This is a genomic window from Agrobacterium sp. BT-220-3 (assembly GCF_025910175.1).
Classification (GTDB): domain Bacteria; phylum Pseudomonadota; class Alphaproteobacteria; order Rhizobiales; family Rhizobiaceae; genus Agrobacterium; species Agrobacterium oryzihabitans.
On record NZ_JAPAIX010000002.1, the window covers coordinates 261,933 to 283,448 of the forward strand.

The 21,516-nt window shown below is 60.4% G+C and carries 17 protein-coding genes; 3 read left to right on the forward strand and 14 right to left on the reverse strand.

Translation table 11 applies throughout. From position 1 onward, the window contains the following. Positions 1-3: 3 nt before the first annotated feature. From OK142_RS07750 to OK142_RS07760, 3 genes are read right to left on the reverse strand one after another with little or no spacing between them, the layout of a single operon-like run. Positions 4-1,650, reverse strand: a complete 1,647-nt coding sequence (locus OK142_RS07750; RefSeq protein ID WP_498681981.1) for an ATP-binding cassette domain-containing protein — start codon at positions 1,648-1,650, stop codon at positions 4-6. 3 nt (positions 1,651-1,653) lie between these two features. After that, positions 1,654-2,535, reverse strand: a complete 882-nt coding sequence (locus OK142_RS07755; protein WP_498681983.1) for an ABC transporter permease — start codon at positions 2,533-2,535, stop codon at positions 1,654-1,656. Then, positions 2,535-3,563: an ABC transporter permease gene (locus tag OK142_RS07760; RefSeq protein WP_003500503.1), complete on the reverse strand. Its 1,029-nt coding sequence runs from the start codon at positions 3,561-3,563 to the stop codon at positions 2,535-2,537. Before OK142_RS07760 ends, OK142_RS07755 begins: the two co-directional genes overlap by 1 nt. Positions 3,564-3,699: 136 nt before the next feature. On the opposite strand from OK142_RS07760, the gene OK142_RS07765 reads away from it, so the two are divergent. Next, positions 3,700-6,051: a helix-turn-helix transcriptional regulator gene (locus OK142_RS07765; protein WP_498681985.1), complete on the forward strand. Its 2,352-nt coding sequence runs from the start codon at positions 3,700-3,702 to the stop codon at positions 6,049-6,051. Positions 6,052-6,054: 3 nt separating this feature from the next. On the opposite strand, the gene OK142_RS07770 is transcribed toward OK142_RS07765, so the two are convergent. From OK142_RS07770 to OK142_RS07790, 5 genes are read right to left on the reverse strand one after another with little or no spacing between them, the layout of a single operon-like run. Next, positions 6,055-6,765, reverse strand: a complete 711-nt coding sequence (locus OK142_RS07770) for a ribonuclease activity regulator RraA (RefSeq protein ID WP_137038943.1) — start codon at positions 6,763-6,765, stop codon at positions 6,055-6,057. A gap of 37 nt (positions 6,766-6,802) precedes the next feature. Continuing rightward, positions 6,803-8,527, reverse strand: coding sequence for an L-arabinonate dehydratase (gene araD, locus OK142_RS07775; RefSeq protein ID WP_498681986.1), 1,725 nt, complete (start codon positions 8,525-8,527; stop codon positions 6,803-6,805). Between the two features lies 1 nt (position 8,528). Then, entirely contained in the window at positions 8,529-9,608 is a 1,080-nt protein-coding gene (locus OK142_RS07780; RefSeq protein WP_498681988.1) for a Gfo/Idh/MocA family protein, read from the reverse strand. Further along, complete coding sequence (locus tag OK142_RS07785; protein ID WP_498681989.1) at positions 9,605-10,621, reverse strand: Gfo/Idh/MocA family protein; 1,017 nt, start codon at positions 10,619-10,621, stop codon at positions 9,605-9,607. The genes OK142_RS07780 and OK142_RS07785 overlap by 4 nt, the downstream gene beginning before the upstream one ends. Next, entirely contained in the window at positions 10,614-11,666 is a 1,053-nt protein-coding gene (locus OK142_RS07790; protein WP_498681991.1) for a Gfo/Idh/MocA family protein, read from the reverse strand. Before OK142_RS07790 ends, OK142_RS07785 begins: the two co-directional genes overlap by 8 nt. A gap of 117 nt (positions 11,667-11,783) precedes the next feature. On the opposite strand from OK142_RS07790, the gene OK142_RS07795 reads away from it, so the two are divergent. Both OK142_RS07795 and OK142_RS07800 read left to right on the forward strand, forming a co-directional pair. Continuing rightward, the gene (locus OK142_RS07795; protein WP_498681992.1) at positions 11,784-12,497 is read left to right on the forward strand and encodes a GntR family transcriptional regulator; all 714 of its coding nucleotides are present in this window, start codon (positions 11,784-11,786) and stop codon (positions 12,495-12,497) included. A 56-nt stretch (positions 12,498-12,553) separates the two neighbouring features. Beyond that, entirely contained in the window at positions 12,554-13,450 is an 897-nt protein-coding gene (locus OK142_RS07800; protein ID WP_498681994.1) for an SMP-30/gluconolactonase/LRE family protein, read from the forward strand. Between the two features lie 24 nt (positions 13,451-13,474). Here OK142_RS07800 and OK142_RS07805 read toward each other — a convergent pair whose 3' ends face one another. The 6 genes from OK142_RS07805 to OK142_RS07830 all read right to left on the reverse strand — a co-directional run bounded on the left by OK142_RS07805 (position 13,475) and on the right by OK142_RS07830 (position 21,473). Continuing rightward, entirely contained in the window at positions 13,475-14,788 is a 1,314-nt protein-coding gene (locus tag OK142_RS07805; RefSeq protein ID WP_498681995.1) for an HlyD family type I secretion periplasmic adaptor subunit, read from the reverse strand. After that, on the reverse strand, positions 14,775-16,619 hold the full coding sequence (locus OK142_RS07810; RefSeq protein WP_498681997.1) for a type I secretion system permease/ATPase: 1,845 nt from the start codon (positions 16,617-16,619) through the stop codon (positions 14,775-14,777). The genes OK142_RS07805 and OK142_RS07810 overlap by 14 nt, the downstream gene beginning before the upstream one ends. A 14-nt stretch (positions 16,620-16,633) precedes the next feature. Then, the gene (locus tag OK142_RS07815) at positions 16,634-17,389 is read right to left on the reverse strand and encodes a hypothetical protein (protein ID WP_498682000.1); all 756 of its coding nucleotides are present in this window, start codon (positions 17,387-17,389) and stop codon (positions 16,634-16,636) included. A 104-nt stretch (positions 17,390-17,493) separates the two neighbouring features. After that, positions 17,494-20,295 (reverse strand): TonB-dependent receptor, encoded by a 2,802-nt coding sequence (locus OK142_RS07820; protein WP_498682001.1) that lies wholly within the window; start codon positions 20,293-20,295, stop codon positions 17,494-17,496. Then, on the reverse strand, positions 20,186-20,512 hold the full coding sequence (locus OK142_RS07825; RefSeq protein ID WP_498682574.1) for a hypothetical protein: 327 nt from the start codon (positions 20,510-20,512) through the stop codon (positions 20,186-20,188). The genes OK142_RS07820 and OK142_RS07825 overlap by 110 nt, the downstream gene beginning before the upstream one ends. Then, entirely contained in the window at positions 20,478-21,473 is a 996-nt protein-coding gene (locus OK142_RS07830; protein WP_498682003.1) for a FecR family protein, read from the reverse strand. The genes OK142_RS07825 and OK142_RS07830 overlap by 35 nt, the downstream gene beginning before the upstream one ends. Positions 21,474-21,516: the final 43 nt, after the last annotated feature.

The following is a 21,516-nucleotide window of genomic DNA, read 5'->3' on the forward strand; positions in this document are numbered from 1 at the left end:
TTATCAATCGGTCGTTTTTACAAGGAAGCGCATGCGCTCTTCCTCGGTCACGGTGGGTTTCAGACGCTCTTCCTCGTCGGTGACGACGGGGATCGCCGCGATCAGGGCGCGGGTATAGGGATGCGACGGCTCAGCGAAGACCGCAGATGTCACCCCCTCCTCGACGATCTCGCCACGCAGCATGATGGCGATGCGCGAACAGAAATTGCGCATCAGCGACAGGTCGTGCGAGATCATCAGATAGGTCAGGCCAAGCTCCTCCCGCAGCTGCAGCAGAAGGTCGATCACCGTTTTCTGCACGGAGACATCGAGCGCCGCCGTCGGCTCGTCGAGGATGAGGATTTTCGGTTCGGCCGCGAGCGCACGGGCAATGGCGACACGCTGCTTCTGTCCGCCGGAAAGCTCATGCGGGTATTTGCCGAGATAGGATTGCGGCAACCGCACCAGCCCCATCAGTTCCTGCATCCGACTTTCGCGCACCTGCCCATCCATGCCGATGGATTTCAGCGGCAGGGTCAGCGTCTGCCTGACAGTGCGCTTCGGATTGAGGGAAGTGCCCGGATTTTGATAAACGATCTGCGTCAGCCGCTTGCCGCGCCCGGGAGACGGGGCGTCAATGACAAGATTGCCGGATGTCGGACGCGAAAGCCCCATGATCATGCGCGCGACCGAGGTTTTTCCCGAACCGGATTCACCTGCAAGACCGAAAATCTCGCCATCCTTCAGTGTGATGTTCACATCGCGCACGGCGTGGTAACCGTTGCGTCTGCCGTAAATCTTGTTCAGCCCTTCGATGGTGACGATCGGCGAGCGCGTGCTCTGCGCCAGATCGGCGACGCGCGGGCCATAGAGCGGCGGCACCGCATCCAGCAGCGAACGCGTATAATCCGCAGCGGGAGCGTGCAGGATTTGCGTGCAAGGACCGGTTTCGACGATATCGCCGTGGTGCATGACTACGACCCGGTCCGCCACCTTGCGCACGACGCCGAGATTGTGGGTGATCATCAGCAGCGCCATGTTTTCTTCGGCAACCAGCTGGTTGATGAGGTTGAGGATTTCATCCTGCGTCGTCACGTCAAGCGCCGTGCCGGGCTCATCGGCGATCAGGAGCTTCGGCTGGTGCAGCAGGGCAAGGCCGATCAGCACGCGCTGGCGCATACCGCCCGAAAGCTCGGACGGATAGGCATTCATGACCCTCTCGGTATCGCCTAGCTGCACGCGGCGCAAGACCGCTGCGATACGGGTGCGACGCTCTGCCTTGGACGAGTTGATGCCGTCACGCTTGTCGGCAAAGCGCATGACATCGTCCAGATGCGTGCCGATCTTGAAGACCGGATTGAAGGAAGACAGCGGGTCCTGCATGATCAGCGAAAATGCCGTACCCTTCAGCGCCTCCCGTTCCCTGCGCGGCAGGGCAAGCACATCCCGGCCATCGATGACGATTGCACCTGATGTGATCGCGGCATTCTTCGGCAAAGTGCCGATGATCGCCTTGGCGGTGACGGATTTACCCGATCCGGTTTCACCGATCAGCGCCACGCGCTCACCAGCGGCAACCGTAAAGGCGACATCGCGCAACACCTGGCGCGTGCGGCCATAATTGGTGAAGGTGACGTTGAGGTTTTCGACCTTGAGAAGCGGTTCAGTCATGGCTTAGCTTTCCACGTCGAACATGTCACGCAGGCCGTCGCCCAGCAGATTGAAACCCAGCGTCACGTAAAGCACGGCCGCACCGGGGCAGAGGACTTCCCACCAGAAATCCGGCATGAACTGGCGCCCGTCGGCAACCATCGATCCGAGATCGGGGGTCGGCGGCTTGACGCCAAAACCGAGGAAGCTCAGCGTCGCGCCGAAGAGGATGACGAAAGCCGCATCCAGCGTCGTCTTGACTGATATGACCGAGACGCAATTGGGCAGGATTTCGCGAAAGAGAATGTGCAGCGGTCCGGCACCGGCAAGACGCGCGGCTTCGATATAATCCTCGGACGCGATGGATTTCGACACCGAATAGATCAGCCGCGCATGCCAGGTCCACCACAGAAGCGTGATCGCGATCATGGCGTTCATCAAGGTGGGTTCCAGCAGGTTGGAGACCGCCAGCGCCATGACGAGCGGCGGCATGGCCAGCATTACATTCGTCAGGCCGCTGATGATTTTTTCGGTCCAGCCGCCGAAATAACCGGCGACCAGTCCAAGCACCGTGCCGACCGGGACCGAAATGCCGAGCACGCCGATGACGAGAAGAAGCGAGACCCTGAGCCCGAAGACAGTACGGGAGAAAATGTCGCGTCCCGCCTTGTCGGTGCCGAACCAGTGCTCCAGATCCGGCGGCATATGGCGGGCCCGGAAATCGACGACCGCGCCGATATGTTTGGGATAGGGCGTGAGCCAGGGCGCAAAGATCGCCAGAATCAGGACCGACAGGAGGATCAGCGAGCCGACGACCGCCGCCGGGTTGCGGCTGAAGCGATACCACATTATGTAACCGGCGCTTAGGCCGCGATCGGTGGGTTCGAGCATTTTCATATCAGCCATCAGCGAGCCTCCTTGCGGCGCAGGCGCGGGTCGATGATCGAGATCAGGACATCCACGATCAGGTTCGCAACGATGAAGAACAGGCCGGCCACCAGCACCACGGCGGTCACGGCATTGAGGTCTTTCTGCAGGATGGCGTTCAGCCCGTAGGAAGCGAAGCCGCCCCAGGCGAAGACCATTTCGATCACGAAGGCATTGCCGATCAGCGAGGCGAATTCGAGCCCCATGATCGTCAGCGGCGCGATGGAGGAGAGCTTCAAGAGATAACGGAAGATGATGACCCGCTCCGGCACGCCGAAGCTTTGCAGGGTGAGCACGTGATCCTTGCGCTGGTTCTCGATCATCGAGGAACGCGTGATGCGGGTGATTTGGCCGATGCCGGCCATGGAGAGCGCAAAGGCCGGCAGCGCAAGGTGCTTCAGCGCATCCAGCACCACATCGAACCGTCCGGCAAGCGTCCCGTCGATCAGGATGAAGCCCGTCGGGCCGCCCTGCCAGCCGAGCGAGTGATCGAGCCTGCCGATGATCGGCCAGCCGGAGAGAAAGCGGGCGGCGAGCAATTGCAGCGTGATCGCAAAGAGAAAGCTCGGGATCGTCACGCCTGTGAGCGACAGGATGCGGCCGATATGGTCGAGCGGCCGGTCGCGGTAATGCGCGGTGATGACGCCGAGCGGGATGGCGACGGCAAACATGAAGATGACCGAGACCAGAACAAGTTCGACGGTGGCGGGAACGGTCTGCGCCAGATCGGTGGTGACCGGACGCTGGGAAACCAGTGAGAAACCAAGATCGCCGTGCAGGGCATTGCCGATATAGTCGAGATATTGGGCGGCGAGCGGTTTATCGAGACCCATCTCGCCGCGCAGCGCATCCACCTGTTCCTGCGTTGCCGCGGGGCCGAGCGCCATGCGGGCGGGATCACCCGGCACCACGCGGGCGAGAACGAAAATCATGATGGACAGGGCGATCATGACCAGCACGAAAGCGCCGAGCCTGTTCAAAATCGCGACCAGCGGATGTTGCTGCATCGTTGGAACGTTCCTTGTGCATCAGTTGCCTGAGCACAAGTTTTCACCACATGTCCTTTCGAACAATCGCCGAAAGGTATAGTTTTTTGATGAATGAGTATAGGTTTTTGAATTCAAATCGCCTATCCCTTTCTCAATGACGCTTCTGCCGCGCACCCACCTCTGCCGCCGCATCGCCAGCGAAACCGCAGGCGTGATCTTTCTGCGCGCACCCGCAGGTGCGGGAAAAAGCGTTCTCATGGACTTGCTGGCACACGAGCTGGGAACCGAGGTATGCCGGACGCACCAGCCTAGAAGTGATGATGCGGCAAAAGGCTGTCTGCTTTGGGATGTGCCGGTCTTCGCACGCGCGGTCCGCATGCCCGCCCCTATTCTGGAAACCGTGCGTTTCGTGGTCATCGCCTGCCGTCCGGATCAACGTATCAGCGGGCTGGCGCGACAGATCCTGCATCGCGGCTCGCTGACGATCGGGGCAGATGAACTGGTCTTCGGCCAAGATGAGGCCGCGGGCCTTCCAATGGAACAGAAGCGCCTCGCGCTCGATGACTATGCGGGGTGGCCTGCCTTCCTGTCTCTCGCCCGCCTAGCCGACGAAAAACTGTGCGTCGACTATCTGCGGGAAAATTATCTTCCACACCTGTCACCGGCGCAGACGGTTGCGCTTTCGCTCTGGCTCGAAAACCCCTCGGCAGCACCCGGCGCGGACTGGGCCGAACTCCTGCCGCCGTTCCTGACCGCAAACCCGGAAAAACACGGCACGCTGATAGGGCTTCTGACCCTGGCGGCGAAAGACCGTCTCGCCACATTGCAGGCTGGCAGCGCCGTGGTGGAGGTCGCCTCGGCTTTCGAAAGAGAAGGGCGGGCGCTTGCGGCAATGGCCATGTTGCTCGACCGCGGTTACGAGACCCACGCCGCGCAAATCCTTGAACGCGCCCATGGGCGCGAACTGATCTACCGAAGCAGCGTCGACAGGTTTCGCGATATCATCATGCGGTTTTCGCAGGACATGATCGCGGCGAACGAGACCGTGCTCTTCGCCGTCACCCGTGCTCTTCTGAAACAGGGCGAATTGCAGCGCGTGCGCCATCTGCTCGGCAAAAGCCTCGGGTCGGATTATCTTGACCCGCTGAAGGTGCTTTCCCGCGGTTCACGTTTTTCCTTTGCCGCCCGTACCTTCCGGCTGAACCTGATGATCGCCGAGGACCTGACCCCCAATGACGCGGTGATAACGCGTCTCGCGGAGTTCATGGCCGATTATCCCATGGACGATCACGGCAAATGGGCGGCCTATTACAATGCGCTGCTGGAATTCGAAATCCGCCGCCGCAATTTTCGCGAGGCCGAGGCCGCCGCCGCTCGCGCCCTTATCTATCTGCGCAAGATGGGCGGGCAGCCGCTGCTCGAATTCTTCATTCATCTGCACCAGATCGTGCTCCGGCTAATGAGCGGCGACATGCTCCTGGCCCGCCGCGCGGCGCAGGATGCGCGCACGAGGCTGGAACAGGTGCCGCACGACGCGGCGCAGGAATTCCGGATGCTGCGCCTGGCGGAAGCCTGCCTCGCCTATGAGGCCGGAAAGCCCCGAGACCTGCTGCATTTCGTCGAGCACGAATTTGATCACTTCGCCGCTGCCGAGATATGGCCGAGCCTGATGCAGTTTGCCCTGTTTTACGCCTCGCAGGTGTTGATCGACCATTTTCCGATGACCGTTCGTCCGGGCTTTCTTGATGGCCTGTGGATCCATCTTTCGGAAGGGCTGCAGTTCCATGCGATGATGGAGATCAGAACAGCCCTTGCCTATCAGAACGCCAACCGCTGGGCGGATGCCGCTGCGACGCTTTCGGCAATCCGCATGCCGATGGGCCGCAACTGGGTGGAAAGTGCGCATGAGGACCTGTCGCGGCTGATGCGCCGCGACGAAATCGCCTATGTGATGGCCTGGTTGCGGGACGCGGTGCATCTTTTCACGCCGCGCGCCTATCTCTCCCGCCAGATCGACGCGATGATCGCCAATCCCAAGGTTACCAACCGTGAAAAGGTCGCGCTCAGAATCTGGCAGAGCTATGCCGCACACCAGCGCCGCGACAATGCCGGCGCCCGCGCCCATATCCTCACCGCGCTTGAATCGGCGACGCGCCTTGGCTGCAACGGCGTCCTGTCGGAGGAGCGCATCTTCCTGTCGCCGCTTCTGAACAATCGCCGTATCCGCAGTTTCATCGAAACCTCTTCCGATGTCCGCACCGCGCTGTCGATTTTCGCCGCTTCGGTGAATTCACCGCAGGCGCGCGCCCTGCATGGCGGGCTTTCGCAGCGGGAAGCGCAGATGCTGCAACTGCTCGCCAGCGGCATGTCAAACAAGAAGATCGCCCAGACGCTCAATATCTCGGAAGTGACGGTGAAGTTTCACCTCGGCAACCTGTTTCGCAAGCTGGATTGCAAACGCCGCGCGGAGGCGATCCGCGCGGCGAAAGCACTGGGCTGGCTGTAAGGTTCAGCGGTTGTTCTTCTTTCGCCATTCGGCAAAAGCCGTCTGGTGCTCCTCCTTGGTGCAGGGATAAAGCCCGATGATCGACTGACCCGCCTTGACCTGCTCCACCACGAAATCCTCATAAGCCGTCATTTCCACCGCCTCGGTGGCAATCTCGTCGGCAATGCCGGCGGGAATGACGATGACGCAGTCAGCGTCGCCAACGATGATGTCGCCGGGAAAGACCGGCGCGTCACCGCAGCCGATCGGGCCGTTGATCTCGATCGCCTCGTGTTTGGTCAGATTGGTCGGGCTGGAAGGGCGTGTGTGGTAGGCCGGAATATCCAGCTCGGCAATCGTGGCCGCGTCACGAAAACCGCCATCGGTAACGATGCCCGCACCGCCGCGAACCATCAGCCGCGTGACCAGAATATCACCGGCCGAGGCGGCGCTCGCATCCTTGCGGCTGTCGATCACCATCACATGGCCCGGCGGGCAGGTTTCAATGGCGACGCGTTGCGGATGGGCGGGATTGCGAAATTCAACGAGCTGGTTGCGATCCTCACGCGCGGGCATGTATCTGAGGGTAAAAGCCGGGCCGACCATATTCGTGCCCTTGTAACCGAGCGGATGCACGCCCTGAATGACCTGGTTTCGCAAGCCGCGCTTATAAAGCGCCGTTGCCAGTGTTGCGACGGAAATCGTCATCAGCTTTTCGCGCGTCTCGTTGTTCATCCGGTGTCTCCTGTCATTCTGCTTGATGGCACATGGCCTAAAAAATATCCGGCTCACCGGCCGAGCGGCCGAAATCGGTCTGCAAGAAGTCGAAATCGCATCCCTGATCGGCCTGGCTCACGTGTTTCGAGAAAATGTAGCCATAGCCGCGCTCATAACGCGGCGGCGGTGCCTGCCAGGTGGCCCGGCGGCGAGCGACCTCCTCATCGCTAACCAGCATGTCCAGACGACGCTGCGGCAGATCAAGCCGCACGATATCGCCTGACTTCAGCAAGGCGAGCGGTCCGCCGATAAAGCTCTCCGGCGCGACATGCAGAACGCAGGCGCCATAAGAAGTGCCGGACATGCGGGCATCGGAGATGCGCAGCATGTCGCGATGGCCTTGTCTGATCAGCGCCTTGGGGATCGGCAGCATGCCCCACTCTGGAAAACCGGGGCCGCCAAGCGGGCCGGCATTGCGCAACACCAGCACATGATCCGGCGTCACATCGAGATTTTCATCGTCGATCGCCGCCTTCATCTCGGGATAGCTGTCAAAAACCAGTGCCGGACCTTCATGGATGTGAAATTTCGGATCGCAAGCGGCGGGTTTGATGACCGCACCGTCCGGACAGAGATTGCCGCGCAAAACGGCGAGTGAACCTTCCGCATAAACCGGATTGTCGAGTGAACGGATCACATCGTCATTATAAACCTTTGCGCCCTCGAGATTTTCGCCCATGCTGCGGCCGGTCACCGTCAAGGCGGAACAGTCGAGGCGGCTTTCAAGCTGCTTCATCAACGCACGCAGGCCGCCCGCATAATAGAAGTCCTCCATCAGATAGTCCTTGCCGGAGGGGCGGACATTGGCGATGAGCGGCGTGACGCGGCCAAGCTCATCCAGATCGTCAAGCGTCAGCGGCACACCGGCGCGGCGCGCCATGGCGATCAAGTGCACGACGGCATTGGTCGAACAGCCGGTCGCCATCGCGACGATGGCGGCATTGCGGAACGCAGCCGCCGTCAGAATGCCGTCCGGGGTCAGATCCTCACCTACCATTTCCACGATGCGACGGCCGCAGGCGGCAGACATGCGCTGGTGTTCGACATCCACCGCCGGAACGGAGGATGCGCCCGGCAGGGTCAGCCCCAGAGCATCGGCAATCGCCGTCATGGTCGATGCGGTGCCCATGGTCATGCAGACGCCGGCGGAACGGGCGATGCCGCCCTGAAGCCCGCGCCACTCCTCGTCGCTGACATTGCCGGCCCGCCGCTCGTCCCAATATTTCCAGGCGTCGGAGCCGGACCCCAGCACCTTGCCAGCATAATTACCGCGCAGCATCGGCCCGGCCGGCAGATAGATCATCGGCACGCCGGCGGAGATTGCACCCATGACGAGGCCCGGCGTCGTCTTGTCACAACCGCCCATCAGCACCACGCCATCAAGCGGATGAGAGCGGATCATTTCCTCCGTCTCCATCGCCAGCATGTTGCGGTAGAGCATCGATGTCGGCTTGGTGAAACTTTCATCGACCGAAAGCGACGGCATCTCGACAGGGAAGCCGCCCGCCTGCAAGACACCGCGCTTCACATCCTTCACGCGTTCGGGAAAATGCGAGTGACAGGTGTTCAGCTCCGACCAGGTGTTGAGGATGCCGATAACCGGCTTGCCGACAAAATCCTCTTCCGCATAACCGAGCTGCATCATGCGCGAGCGATGACCGAAACTGCGCAGGTCGTCGGGGGCAAACCAGCGATCGGATCTCAATTTCCTGTCGGTCATATCAGGCTTCCCGCAAAACCGGCGCCTGCGGCGCCCAGCCCTTGTAGAGATCGTCATCGGAAGTCAGCGGCAACCGCACCGGCTGTCCCTGACGCACGGATTTGTAGATGGCGGTGACGAGTTCGATGGATCGCAACCCGTCAGCCACGGTCACTTCATTGCCGCCGCGCCCCTCAACCGCATCCGCAATGGCTTCGAGGAAACCGGCAAAGCCATCCAGTCCGGTGCCGACCTTCGCCAGAACCGCGTCGATCTCCTCCTGCGTCGTCGGCGCACGTGCCGTGAAGCGCCAGGTGTCTTCGGCAGGCGCATAGGGCTTGGTGCCGCTTTCGGCGGTCAGCCCCTCGAAACAGAAACGCAGTCGCGACGTATCATTACCCGCGCCGAGCGTGACGGAGCTTGTGACCAATGCCCCACTCTTCATGCGCAGACTGATGGCGGCGCAATCTTCCGTTTCGATGGTGTTCACCCGCGTATCGGCAAACGCGAATACTTCCTCGACGGGACCCAGCACGTGGCAGATGAGATCATGGGCATGAATGGCATGGCCGAGGGTCGCGCCGCCGCATTCGCCTTTCCACGTGCCGCGCCAAGGAATGGAGTAGTAGTCTGCGCCCCGGTTCCAGTGCACTTCGGAACTGGCGACAAAGGCTTTGCCCGCAAGACCGGCATCGATGAGCGCGCGCAGCTGCCGCATGGCATGGCCGAAACGATACTGGAAAACCGGGAAGACCTGACGCCCCGTGTTCTTCACCGAAAGCAGCAGCGCATTCGCCTCTTCCAGCGAACGCACCAGCGGCTTTTCGCAGATCACATCCTTGCCGGCGGCATGGGCCTGCAGGGCAACCGGAAAATGCAGGTGCGGCGGCAGGCAGATATCGATCAGCGATATGCTCTCATCCGCCAGTACCTCATCCAGGCTGGCGGTCACCTTTATCGAGGGATCATCCTCGGCAAGCTTGCGCGCCCGCTCCAGGTCGAGATCGCAGATCGCCTTGACCGCATAACGTTCGGGAAGTGCGCGATACCCCTTCAGATGCAATGCGCCGATTCCGGCGCCGATGATTGCAACGCCGATCATGCCTTTCTCCCTTCGGCCTTTGCCTGCGCCTGAAGCGCGAGTTCGCAAACATTGAACACATGCGCTTGCGGCATGGCGGTTTCAGTACGGTTGCGGATATCCGCCGACAGGCGGTCGAAATAGGGCAGGCCGGCATCGGAAGCGTCGATATATTCGCAGCGGTCGCCATTGACGAGAATGAGCCGGTCAGTGCCCGGCTTGTTGCCGAGATCGACATATTTCCGGAGCTCGATATAGCCTTCCGTTCCCAGAATGGTCAGACGGCCATCGCCCCAGGTGGGCAGCGCATCGGGCGTATACCAGTCGACGCGGATGTAACCGTGGCCCCGGTCACCGCGCAGCAGCACCTCGCCGAAGTCTTGCAAACCCGGATCGCCGGGATTGGCATAATTCGCCACCGTCGCCGAAACCACTTCCACCTGCGTCGAGCCGGTGAAGAACATGAACTGGTCGATCTGGTGGCTGGCAATATCGGTCAGGATGCCGCCATAGGACTCCAGATCGAAAAACCAGTCGGCGCGCAGCGCCCGGTTGAGACGGTGCGGCCCCATGCCGATGGTCTGTACCACCCGTCCGATTGCGCCTGCGCCCACCAGCTCCGTGGCCTTCGTCACGCTTGGCACCTCGAAACGTTCCGAAAAATTGACCGACCAGATGCGTTTGGTCCGGGCAACGGCCTCGCGCAAACGTTCCAGTTGCGCGAGGGTCGTGCATCCCGGCTTGTCCGACATCACATCCTTGCCCGCATCCATGGCACGGACAGCAAGATCGGCACGGTTCTTCGGAACATCGGCGATCAGGACGAGGTCGATGGTCGGGTCGGCAAGCACGTCTTCAACGCTCTTCATCCGCGGAACATCGGGGAACCGTTTCAGGAAGCCTTCCACGACCTCTGGTTCGCCTTCCGTCCACCAGCCGGCAAATTCCGCCCCGGCACTCAGCATGTTCTGTGACATGCCAAAAATATGCCGGTGCTCGATACCGAGAGCCGCAAATTTGATTGGTTTAGTCATTGCGCAGTTCCACTTCCTTGCCGCCTTCGGCGGATTTGACAATTGCATCGATCAGTCGGTGAGAAAGGAGCGCGGCCTTACCGGTCACCACCGGATCACGCTCCGAAACGAGGGCATCGACGAAATCCTCAAGGACAGCCTGATGCCATTCATGGGTGAAGGCCATGGGATCGGCGCCACCACCGGTGCCGGACGCGGCACCGCCAAAAGCCTCGCTGCGCCCGTCCCTCCAGTCCACATGCAGCACGCCGGAAGCGAGTCTCAGACTTGCCTTTTCAAAATGCAGGGTAATTGTTTCCGCCCCGCCGGGAAAACTGGCGGTACTTGCCACCAGTGAGCCTACGGCACCGTTTTCGAAACGCAGCCCGGCAGAGACGAAATCCTCCGTCTCCATCCTGTGAAACCGTGTCGTTGCCGCCATGGCCTGCACCCGCGCAACCGGCCCGGCAAGGCTGAGCGCCAGATCGATCGTATGGATCGCCTGCGATATCAGAACGCCGCCGCCATCCCGCTCCCGCGTTCCGCGCCCCGTCTCGTCGTAATAGGCCTGCGTGCGCCACCAGGGTACGGAGATTTCGCAGACGCCGAGTGCACCGAGCGTGCCGCCGGCAACAAGCTCATTCGCTTTCAGGGATGCAGCCCGCATGCGGTGCTGGAAAACAATGCCGAGCGTGACGCCGGCGCTGCGGCAGAAAGCGACAAGTTCCTCGGCCTCCGATGTGGTGCGGGCAACCGGCTTTTCAAGAAGGATATGTTTGCCGGCACTTGCTAGCGGATGGACCACGCTTGCGCGCGCGTTGGGTGGTGTCGCAACAACGGCAAAATCCACCTCAGAATCGGCAGCGACCTCCTCAATGGATCGATAGACGGCGACATCATGCCCGACAAGTTTGGACGCCTCTTCTGCAAGGCGCGCCGCCCGCCCGGAGCCGCCATCGACAAGTCCCTTGAGCGTCATTTTATCGGCGCAGGCAGCCGCTGCCAGCACATGGGTTCTGGCCACCATTCCCGCACCAACAATGACAAAAGTTTTGCCTGTCCGCATGACCGCGAGCCTCCCAACCCACGCTTGGCGATAAAAGTGCATACCGGTATGCCGGTTGTCAATAAATTTGCATTCCGGTAAACAGGATTATGAAAATTGCCGGACGCAGGGGGAAAAATGCGAAAAGGCCTGACGACAGAGCGCCCGGCCCCGGAGATGGAGCCGCTGGATTTGAACCGTCCCGCGGTGGACCAGATTTATGCCGCGCTGAAGGGCGCCATCCTCGCAAGACAGCTTGCACCGGGCCAGGCCGTGTCGGAAAACGATATCGGCCAGCTTTTCAATTCCAGCCGCACGCCTGTTCGCGAGGCATTGAGCCGTCTTCGCGATGACGGGCTGATCGTTACCCTGCCAAGCCGGGGAACCTATGTTTCAAAACTTTCGGAACAGCAGATCAGAAGCGCTCAATTCATCCGCGAGGCGCTTGAAGTGGCCGCCATTCGCAGGCTTTGCCAGATGGACCTGTCCACCCGGGCGATGCGCGACATCGAACAGGCTCTTGCCGCCCAGCGCCAGGCGATCGTAGACGGCGACAGAAAAGCGTTCCGCCTGCATGACGATCAGTTTCACAGCACGCTGGCCGCCGCCACCGGTCTTGACCGTCTGGAAACACTGCTGATGCGGGAAAAGGCGGCACTGGACCGGTTGCGAGTGCTCGCCATAACCGATGAGGCCCATATGGCCCGCCTGCTTTCCGAACATGAGGCTGTCTATGACGCGGTCAAAGCCAGGGATGAAGAGCGCGCCGTGGAATGGCTGCGCCAGCATCTGCGACGTGTCCTTGGCATTTTGTCGCAAATATACGAGGCTCACCGCGAATATTTCGACTAGGGCGGAAATCCTGCAAACATCGGACCGGACGAACTGAAATTACAATGGCAGAGATAATGCGGAATTTGGGACAGGCGGAACTTTTCTGCGACGTGATCGGCACGCTTGCGGAATCCCCCGTATGGGACGAACGGCGACAAGCCCTTTTCTGGTGCGATATCGTGGAGAAAAAGCTCCATTCCTTCGCCCCTTCCAGCCGGACATACTGGACATGCACCCTTGCGGACACCGTCTCTTGTCTTGGCCTTTGTGAAAGCGGCAGGCTGATCGTCGCATGTGGAATGCAGATCCTGCTGGTTGATCCTGAAAGCGACACGGTGCAAACGCTCGTCACCATACCCGCGCCCGATGCCCTGCCCTGCCGGCTGAATGATGGCCGTGTCGGCCCGGACGGCGCATTCTGGGTCGGCACCATGGATGGCGGGCCGTTCAGCGAGATAAGGCCGAAAGGTCAATTGTGGCGCATCACCGCAAAAGACATACGTCTTATGGAAACGGGGCTGACCTGTCCCAACGGCCTTGCCTTTTCCGCCGACGGATCGGTGATGTGGCACAGCGATTCCGTTCAGCAATGGATCCGCAGGCGACGCTTCGACAAAGAGACCGGCGCTTTCGACGACGGCCGGATCATCGCCCGGCCAACCGAGGAAGATGGCCGTCCGGACGGCGGCTGCGTGGATGGCGCCGGCAGGTACTGGAGCGCCGGCGTTTCCGCTGGAGTGCTGAATGTTTATGATGATGCCGGCAAGCCATTCGATAAAATCCGGATGCCGGTGCCGCATCCCACCATGTCCTGTTTCGGTGGCGAGGATTTCCGGACCCTGTTCGTCACCTCACACGGAAACAAGATGAATGAGGAGACCCGCACGCGCTTTCCGCATTCCGGCGGTGTCTGGGCCATTCCGGCCGATGTTCAGGGTTTTCCGGCCTTCCGTTTTGCGGACGGGGCATAAGCCGCCCGTTGCCTACCCGAAAACTTAGTCCTCCCGGAAGGCGCGGCTGATCTGGTCCGTCAGCGGTTTGGCGATATAGGACAATGCGGTCCTTTCGCTGGTCTGGATGAAGGCTTCGGCAGGCATGCCCGGCACCAGCGGTGCATTGTTCAGCTTTTCCCGCTCGGTAACCGGCACGGAAATCCTCGCCAGATAATAGGACAGACCAGTGCGCTGATCGGTGGTGATATCCGCCGCGATGCGACTGACATGGCCTTCCAGTTCCGGCGTGACGCGCTGGTTGAAGGCTGTCATGCGCAGCATGGCTTTTTGCCCCAACTGCAGCTGGTCGATATCCTTCGGTACGATCTGCACCTCCAGCGCCAGCTCATCTCCGTCGGGCACGATGAGCATGATCGGATCGGCGGGTGTCACCACGCCGCCCACGGTATGCACCGCCATTTCATGCACCATGCCGGATTGCGGCGCGATGATATCGATACGTTTCAGCTCATCCTCGGCAGCCACCTTCCGCTCGACATATTCGCCCATCTGAGCCTGTATCTCGCGAAGTTCGCGCCCGACCTCGGTGCGGAGTTCCTGATCGATCTGGAGAATTTGCAGTTTCGTCTCGGTGATCCGGCCTGCCGTCTGCGCCTGATAGGCGATTTTTTCGCCACGCTCGCCGCCAAATGTCGCGGCCTGGGTCTGCAGGCTGTTCAGCCGCTGCACGGAGACGACACCCTGTTCCCGGAGGGATTTCTGCGAGATGATCTCGGCCTGCAGAACGGCAAGGCCATTGTCATAGGCAACCTCCTGCGCCTTCAGGCCTTCAATCTCGTGCTCGAACTGGGTGATGCGCTCGGATAGCTGCGCTTTGCGCCCCTCGCGGTAAGATTTGCGGAATTCGAACAGCTTGGTTTCGCTGCGCATGGCGGAAGCGACATCCGGATCGTCCTTGCGCGCGACAAGAGCCTGCGGAAAAGTGAGTTCCGCCAGATCGTCACGCTCGGCCTCCAGCCTTGCCATGCGTGCGCTGAGCTCGTCCAGCCGCTTGGTGACGATGGCGAGATTGGCGCGGGTCTGCGTCGCGTCGAGACGCATGACGACATCGCCGGCCTTTACCCTGCCACCCTCGCTCACCAGAATTTCGCCGACGACGCCACCTTTGGGGTGCTGCACTTTCTTGCTGTAGGAATCCACGACCAGATGCCCGGACGCAACGACCGCGCCGGCAAGATTGGTCGTTGCGGCCCATCCGCCGACACCGGCCAGCAGCGCGACACTCGCGGCAAGGCCAGCAAGAAGATGTTTGCGAATGGAGCGGGGCACCTGGGTGCGCTGGTCAGTTTTTGACATCCGTATCTCCTCCCTGGCTGACGTCTGCAGCGTCTTCCAGCGCCACCGCCTGGGGTTTGGTGTTGGCGACGACGCGCAGCGGCGAAATCGTTTGGGCGGAGGCGGTAAAACCCTTAGTCCCCTGCCCGTTCGGCGCGCGCAGTACTTTCGACAGCACCTCGTCGCGCGGGCCGAAGGCTTTCATCCGCCCCTCCTCCATCATCAAAATGAAATCGACGGCACCGATCGCGCTCGGCCGATGCGCAACGACAACGGCGATGCCGTTGCGCGCCTTGACAGACGCAATCGCCCTGACGACGGCCGCTTCGCCTTCCGCATCGAGATTGGCGTTCGGCTCGTCCAGCACCACAATGAACGGATCGCCATAAAGCGCACGGGCAAGACCGATGCGCTGGCGTTGTCCTGCCGAAAGCGCGGAGCCGGCTTCACCTATATCGCTGTCGTAACCCTTTTCGAAGCGCAGGATCAGTTCGTGGGCACCCGCAGCTTTCGCCGCCATGATGATCGCCTCGGGATCGGGGTTGTCCTCGAAACGGGAAATGTTTTCGCCGATCGTGCCGTCGAAAAGCTCCACGCCCTGCGGCAGATAACCGATGTGGCGGCCGAGGGCTTCGCGATCCCATTGATCAAAGCTCGCGCCATCGAGCCGCACCTTGCCGGCGGCCGGCATCCAGGCACCGGTGAGAATGCGCGAAAGGGTGGATTTGCCCGAGCCGGACGGGCCGATGACGCCGAGCGCGTTTCCGGCGGTCACGACAAAACCAAGTCCCGCAACGGTCGGCTTTCTCTCTCCCGGCGGAACGATGGTGACGTTTTCGACCCGCAGTTCCTTCTCGGGCTTCGGCAGGGCCATGGCTGCGGCCGTAGCCGGCATCTGCCCGAAAAGCTCCCGCAGCCGCGCCCAGCTCTGCCGGGCCGCCACGAAGGATTTCCAGTTGGAAATCGCCAGATCGACGGGCGCGAGCGCCCGACCCATCATGATCGAGCTTGCGATCATCACGCCGCCTGAGGCCTCCTGCTGGATGACCAGCCATGCGCCGACCGCGAGAATGGCCGATTGCAGCACGACCCGCAGGGATTTCGCAATATTGCCGAGGCCACCGGCCACATCGCCTGCCTTGCGGTTGGCGGCAAGATAGGCCTCGTTGGCGATTTGCCAGCGTTTGCCGAGCCGGCCTGCAAGCCCCATAGCCTGGACGACCTCGGCGTTGCGGCGCGAGGCTTCCAGCTGCCGATTGCGCGCCATGTTTTCGACCATGGTGTCGCGAATCGGCTTCTGGGAAAAGATATTGGTCAGAATAGTCAGGGATATGAGCAGAATGGCGCCGGCAAGGGCCGTCACACCGATCCAGAAATGAAACAGAAAACATATGCCGAGATAGAGCGGCATCCACGGCAGATCGAAAAAGGCGGTCGGCCCCGTGCCGGACAGAAAACCGCGCACATTGTCGAGATCGCGCAGCGGCTGCAGACCGTCGCCGGGCATGCGGTTAACGAGCGGCAGGCGCACCACCGCATCATGCACCCGGCCGGAGTAGCGCATGTCGAAATCTTCGCCGATGCGGATCAGAACGCGGGCGCGGATGATATCGAGCAGGCACTGGAAGCCATAGAGACCGAGCGCAAGAAGGGCGAGCCCGACCAGCGTCGGCAGGCTGCCGCTCGCCAGCACCCGGTCATAGACCTGCAGCATGAACAGGGGCGACGTGAGCGCGAGTATATTGACCACGCCACTAACGAGCGCAACGCCGAGAAATGTGCTTTTAAGGGGCGAAACAACCGCCGCAGTGAGGGACTGCGGCGGTGTCTGCTGGTGGTTTTGAAAGCCCACAGCCTGATTTTCCTTTACGCGGCAAGCGCCGATGCGCTGGCGAAAATGAAGTCCGATGCGTCGAGTACGCTGGAATCTACACCAACGAGGGTGATGGTGTCGCCACCAAAGAGGTTTTCAATGACCGCATCTCCGTTTGCATTGTTGCCGATGAGGACATCATCAATGCTTCCGGCACCCCAGGCAGAGACGTCCAGTTTGTCTGCTCCGTCCTGATAACCGTAGGTTCCGGTCGGGCCAGCCTGCACCACGTCATTGCCGCCGGAGAAGACAAATGTATCCGCCCCAGCAAAACCGGTCAGGGTGTTGGAAGAAGCAGTGTCTTCGATAACGGTGCCGGTAGCCGCGAAGTAGTCATAGAAACCGGCCAGCGAGCCGAAGCGCGCAAGCTGGTAAACGGCGAGATCAAGAAGATCGCGCGCGCCTGCGAGCGAGTAGGAGCCGTCGGGATCGATCAGCAGTTCCTGCTGGCTGACGGCGATGCCGCTGGTGGACTGGCTGTAGCCGGTACCCAGAACGATGCTGTCGACCGAACCCGTCAGGTTGCCCTGGGAGTACTGCAGAGCGCCGCTCATGACGATGCCCTTGCCGCCGTTGCTGCCATCGCCCCAAGCCTCATAGGTGGTATTCGGATCGATGGTGGTCGTGGCGAGAGAGCTGGTCTGAGCGTCGTAGAACGCACCATAGGTCGAACCGAAACCGCTCGTCCAACCGTTGAGGTAGCCGATCAGGTCGGAGGAAGACTGCGTCAGTTGAATTGTGGTAGCCATGAGTGTACTCCTTTGCTGGCCAATAGGGATGCCTTTGTCATGTGACGAAGGCGTTTCATCTCCGGGAGGGGCTGCAACCCAGCCCGGAGAGTTTCTTCCGCGCATCAAAACTTCACGTTCATCGTCGCGATAAAGGTGCGGCCCGGCGCGGTGTAGGCGCTTGTGGCCGGAATATATTTGCGGTCCGTCAGATTGTTGACGGCGAAACGAAGTGTCGCCTTGTCGTTGAAGGCATAGGAACCATAGAGATCCACCGTCGTGTAGGGATCGGTCACCTCGCGCAGATTGCCCTCCGTATCGAGCGTGCGTGACTGTGTCGGCGTGACATGGTTGAGCCGTGCTCCCAGAGAGAATTTTTCGTCGAAGAAACGCATGCCGCCATCGAGCGTAAGCTTAACCTTCGGTGCGACATCGCCTGGCCATGCGACGATCTCGCCGCTTGTCGTGGTTGTGCCGTTGGAAAATACCTGTGTTTTGTCCGGCCAGTCAGTCTTCAGCAGCGTTGCCGAGCCGCCGAGCCAGAAGCTACGCGCATCATAATTGCCCTCGAATTCGAGCCCACGCATATAAGTCGTGCCATCGAGATTGACGAAGCTGGTATAGGTGCGGTTCGCGACCTGATCCGTGACGAGATAACCAAGAGCGATATAATCCTTCACCTCACGGCGAAAGGCGGCCATTTTGATACGAATGGAATCGTGGTCCAGCAGCACGCCATCGAAACTGATATTCGCGCCGATTTCATAGGTTGTTGCTTTTTCCGCCCGCAGGGACTGGTTCGGAGCATATTCGTAGCCAACCGAATCTCCAGGACGTGCGCCGGCAAAAAAGGCCTCAAGAATTGTCGGCGGTCGCAGGCTCTGGGAATAGCTCACGTAGGGCCGGAACCAGTCAAGGGGTTTTAGTTCTATCGTAGCGGATGGCAACCAGGCACTATAGGTACGGTCTATTTCCACGTCGTACGAAGGGTACTCCGTCGAAGAAGTCGTGCCAAAATAGGTAGTTCCAGCATCCCGCCACTGGCCGTTGATGATTTCACCCTTAGTAGCAGGCCAAACGTTGTTCAGAGTGTTGCAGGAACTTGCCCTCTGTGCCGCGGTAAAAGTGCGACCACCAAATACACCCGTAGTGCAAATCACGTATACGCGATCGTAAGTTGCCCGCGAGTATTGCGAAACATAGGTGAGATAATTGTCTATCGCGCCTACAACACGGTTTGAACCCGTCTCAACCATCACCTGATCGTAGTAAGTTGCCGATCCTTTCAGACGCGACCAGTCGTACCGTACGCCGCCGCTTATCACTATCCAGTCCGCAGGCTCAAGTTCACCGTTTAAAAACAGGCTCGCCACGTCACGCCGCCCGGGCGGGCTGAAAGCGGTGTAGCTGCTGGCAAAGGCGGGAATGTTCGCGATGGCAGCACTTGTAGCAACCGATGAGGAAATGTCCCTGAAAGCTTCCGCACCGTAGTTCAGGCTGAGCGCACCGGCCTTCGTATCGAAGCGACTAGTGTTTTCGACACTGCCGCCGAAACTGCGCAGGCCCATATCAAGGTTCGTTTCAACAGCATATCCTTTGCGCGCCGATCGCAACTCGTGCGTCATATTGTCGTTCAGCCACAGCGACGACTTGAAGTCTATGAGTTCGCTTTCAGGATCCCAGTCCAGCTTGGCAACAATGCTGTCGTTACGCACACTCTCCCGGTCTATCTGTTCGGCGGCACCCTGAACGAAATCATTCTGCTGGTGCATCCATGACAGCGACGCCTTAACATCACCGAAATCACCTTCCCCCTTGAAAAAACTCGACCAGCCGTCGCGGCCGAGCAGGTCCTTCATCGTCAATGCGGTGCTTCGCGCCTCGCCTCTGGTGCCGATCCTGTATTCATCCATGATCGTGCGGCTGTAACCGGCAACGAAGGAGAGGGGGCCATCCGGCTCTCGAACAGCAGCCAGAACCGAACCCTGAAAATCGTAACCATTGGTGCCGCGGGAAACATTCACCTCTCCGCCCTTGTTTGCACCCTCAGGGATGAGATCGGCGGCGCTGACGGTGCGGAACTCAACTTTTCCGCCCAGAGAACCGGCATTGCCGGATGTGGCGTTGGTCATTTTTTCCACCTCGACGGCGCGGATGAAGGCCACATCCACATAGGCCTGGCCGTTATTGGCAGAATAAATCGAGGCGCCACCAGTGCTGAAACCACGCTGCGCATTCTGCCGCGCCCCGTCGATGGAAACGACCACACGGCCGCTTTCCTGCAAACCGCGCACATTGGGGGAAACGGTCGGGAAACTGCCGTTGCCTTCACCGGCGTAAACGCCCGATACGCGGTTGAAAACATCGCGCGTGTTGCGCACGCCGGCGGACTGTATCGCCTGGCGGCTGACGACGCTGACGCTGGCGGGGGTTTCATAAACCCAGTCGGGCGTCCCCTGATAACCGGAACCGGCAATGGAATTGCGTCCCGTCTTGCCGGTCACGGTAATTTCTTCCAGAACGGTCGTGCCTTCCGCCCCGGAAAGGTCTGCGGCGCCCTGCCCTGTGCCGATGATGACGGTTCTGCCGTTTCCAGCGATCCGGAAATTGACGCCCGTGCCAGCCAGAAGCCGGGAAAGCGCCTCCCGCACCGTGAAACTGCCAGTGACGGCATTGGTGCGCACATTGCCGGCCGATGGCGTGGCAAGCGTCACCTGAAGCCCGGATTGGCGTCCGAAAGCACCCACGACGGAGGACAGCGACTGGGCGGGAATGTTAAAGGGCCGCGTTGCACCCTGCTCGCCGCTCGGGCCTTTGCTATTGGCGGCGTTGGGCCCGGTCTGCGCAAAAACCGGCATCGAGATTGAAACGACGACTGCGGTCGTCGCCAAAAGCACGGCTCTGCGTGCCCGCTTCCCCGCTTTCATCCCTGAACCGTTCATACGTATGTGGCAGCGCATATTGCTTTCGTCTTCCTGTCTTTCTCTCCGGAAATATCTTGACCGGATTACTCAACAAAAAGACGATTGCCGTGGCAATTTTTTTCAGGCTTTCGGAAGAAATTTTATAAATTACTGAAAATAAATATGATTTTTTGTTTCCACCTGTTTCAGAAGCGGGTGATGATGCGGGCGCTGCCGCCAATCGCGTGCACCTTGCCGTTATAAGGTTCCACCAAGGCTTCCAGCGCGCGGTCCGGATCGCGAAGATCGTAGAAACCCGTCACCCGCTGCTCAGCCAGCCTCTTGTCCGCCATCGTCAGCCATGCCGGATGATAGCGCTGTATCTGCTCCACGACCGAGCCGATCGTCGCATCCACCACATAAAGCTCGCCGTTACGCCAGCCGCCAATATCCTCCACCGACACGTTTTCCTTTCGGATCGCGCCGGAGGCGTCAACAATCAGCATCTCGCCCGGAACAAGCCGCGTTGACGCCGCATTGCGAAAGGAGGCTTCCACGGAACCATGCGCAAGCGCGACCTGTGTTACGCCATCGGTCAGATCGACATCGAACGCGGTGCCCAGCACCTCAACGGTGACGTTTTTCGCCTCCACCACAAAGGGTCGCGCGCTGTCCGGCACGACATCAAAAAAGGCTTCGCCCTTCAGCACCTTCACGTTGCGGCGGCCATCGGTAAAATCGGTGGAAAGGGCGCTCGCAGCGGCAAGCTGCACCCGGCTGCCGTCTTCGAGGGTTATGGTGCGGCTTTCGGCGGTGCTGGTCTGATAATCGGCCTCGATGCGGATGAAAAACGCGGGCACGAACAGTACCGCAAGACAGAGTGACGCCGCAGCCATCGCCATGCCGGCATAATGGCGAACGGACAAGCGCCGCCGCGATACCGGTTTTTCGGCCTTGGCCGGCAGATGTGGTGCGTCTTCCCAGAGGTTCTTGAGAGCCGGTTCGACCAGGCCGAGGTTGCGCCAGGTCTTGCACGTCCGCTCCCAGGCAAGCCTGTTTGCCGGCGATGCGGCGAGCCATCGATCAAACTCCGCCTTCAGCCGCGGTTCCACCGATCCCGCCTGCAGACGTATCAGCCAGTCAGCCGCCTCTTCCGCCTTCCCGTCAGGCAATTCTATTTTCCTATCTGGATCAATGGTCATTGAACCGGGCCAGTTCCTTTGCGAGGCAGAAAAGCCGCCTCGT

Coding starts and splice junctions, on each gene's coding strand:
- OK142_RS07790 (WP_498681991.1), bottom strand. CDS start 11,666: ATGCGGACAGGCAAAACTTTTGTCATTGTTGGTGCGGGAATGGTGGCC.
- OK142_RS07770 (WP_137038943.1), bottom strand. CDS start 6,765: ATGAACAACGAGACGCGCGAAAAGCTGATGACGATTTCCGTCGCAACA.
- OK142_RS07765 (WP_498681985.1), top strand. CDS start 3,700: ATGACGCTTCTGCCGCGCACCCACCTCTGCCGCCGCATCGCCAGCGAA.
- OK142_RS07815 (WP_498682000.1), bottom strand. CDS start 17,389: ATGGCTACCACAATTCAACTGACGCAGTCTTCCTCCGACCTGATCGGC.
- OK142_RS07755 (WP_498681983.1), bottom strand. CDS start 2,535: ATGGCTGATATGAAAATGCTCGAACCCACCGATCGCGGCCTAAGCGCC.
- OK142_RS07785 (WP_498681989.1), bottom strand. CDS start 10,621: ATGACTAAACCAATCAAATTTGCGGCTCTCGGTATCGAGCACCGGCAT.
- OK142_RS07830 (WP_498682003.1), bottom strand. CDS start 21,473: ATGACCATTGATCCAGATAGGAAAATAGAATTGCCTGACGGGAAGGCG.
- OK142_RS07820 (WP_498682001.1), bottom strand. CDS start 20,295: ATGAAAGCGGGGAAGCGGGCACGCAGAGCCGTGCTTTTGGCGACGACC.
- OK142_RS07800 (WP_498681994.1), top strand. CDS start 12,554: ATGCGGAATTTGGGACAGGCGGAACTTTTCTGCGACGTGATCGGCACG.
- OK142_RS07805 (WP_498681995.1), bottom strand. CDS start 14,788: ATGTCAAAAACTGACCAGCGCACCCAGGTGCCCCGCTCCATTCGCAAA.
- OK142_RS07780 (WP_498681988.1), bottom strand. CDS start 9,608: ATGATCGGCGTTGCAATCATCGGCGCCGGAATCGGCGCATTGCATCTG.
- araD (WP_498681986.1), bottom strand. CDS start 8,527: ATGACCGACAGGAAATTGAGATCCGATCGCTGGTTTGCCCCCGACGAC.
- OK142_RS07795 (WP_498681992.1), top strand. CDS start 11,784: ATGCGAAAAGGCCTGACGACAGAGCGCCCGGCCCCGGAGATGGAGCCG.
- OK142_RS07760 (WP_003500503.1), bottom strand. CDS start 3,563: ATGCAGCAACATCCGCTGGTCGCGATTTTGAACAGGCTCGGCGCTTTC.
- OK142_RS07750 (WP_498681981.1), bottom strand. CDS start 1,650: ATGACTGAACCGCTTCTCAAGGTCGAAAACCTCAACGTCACCTTCACC.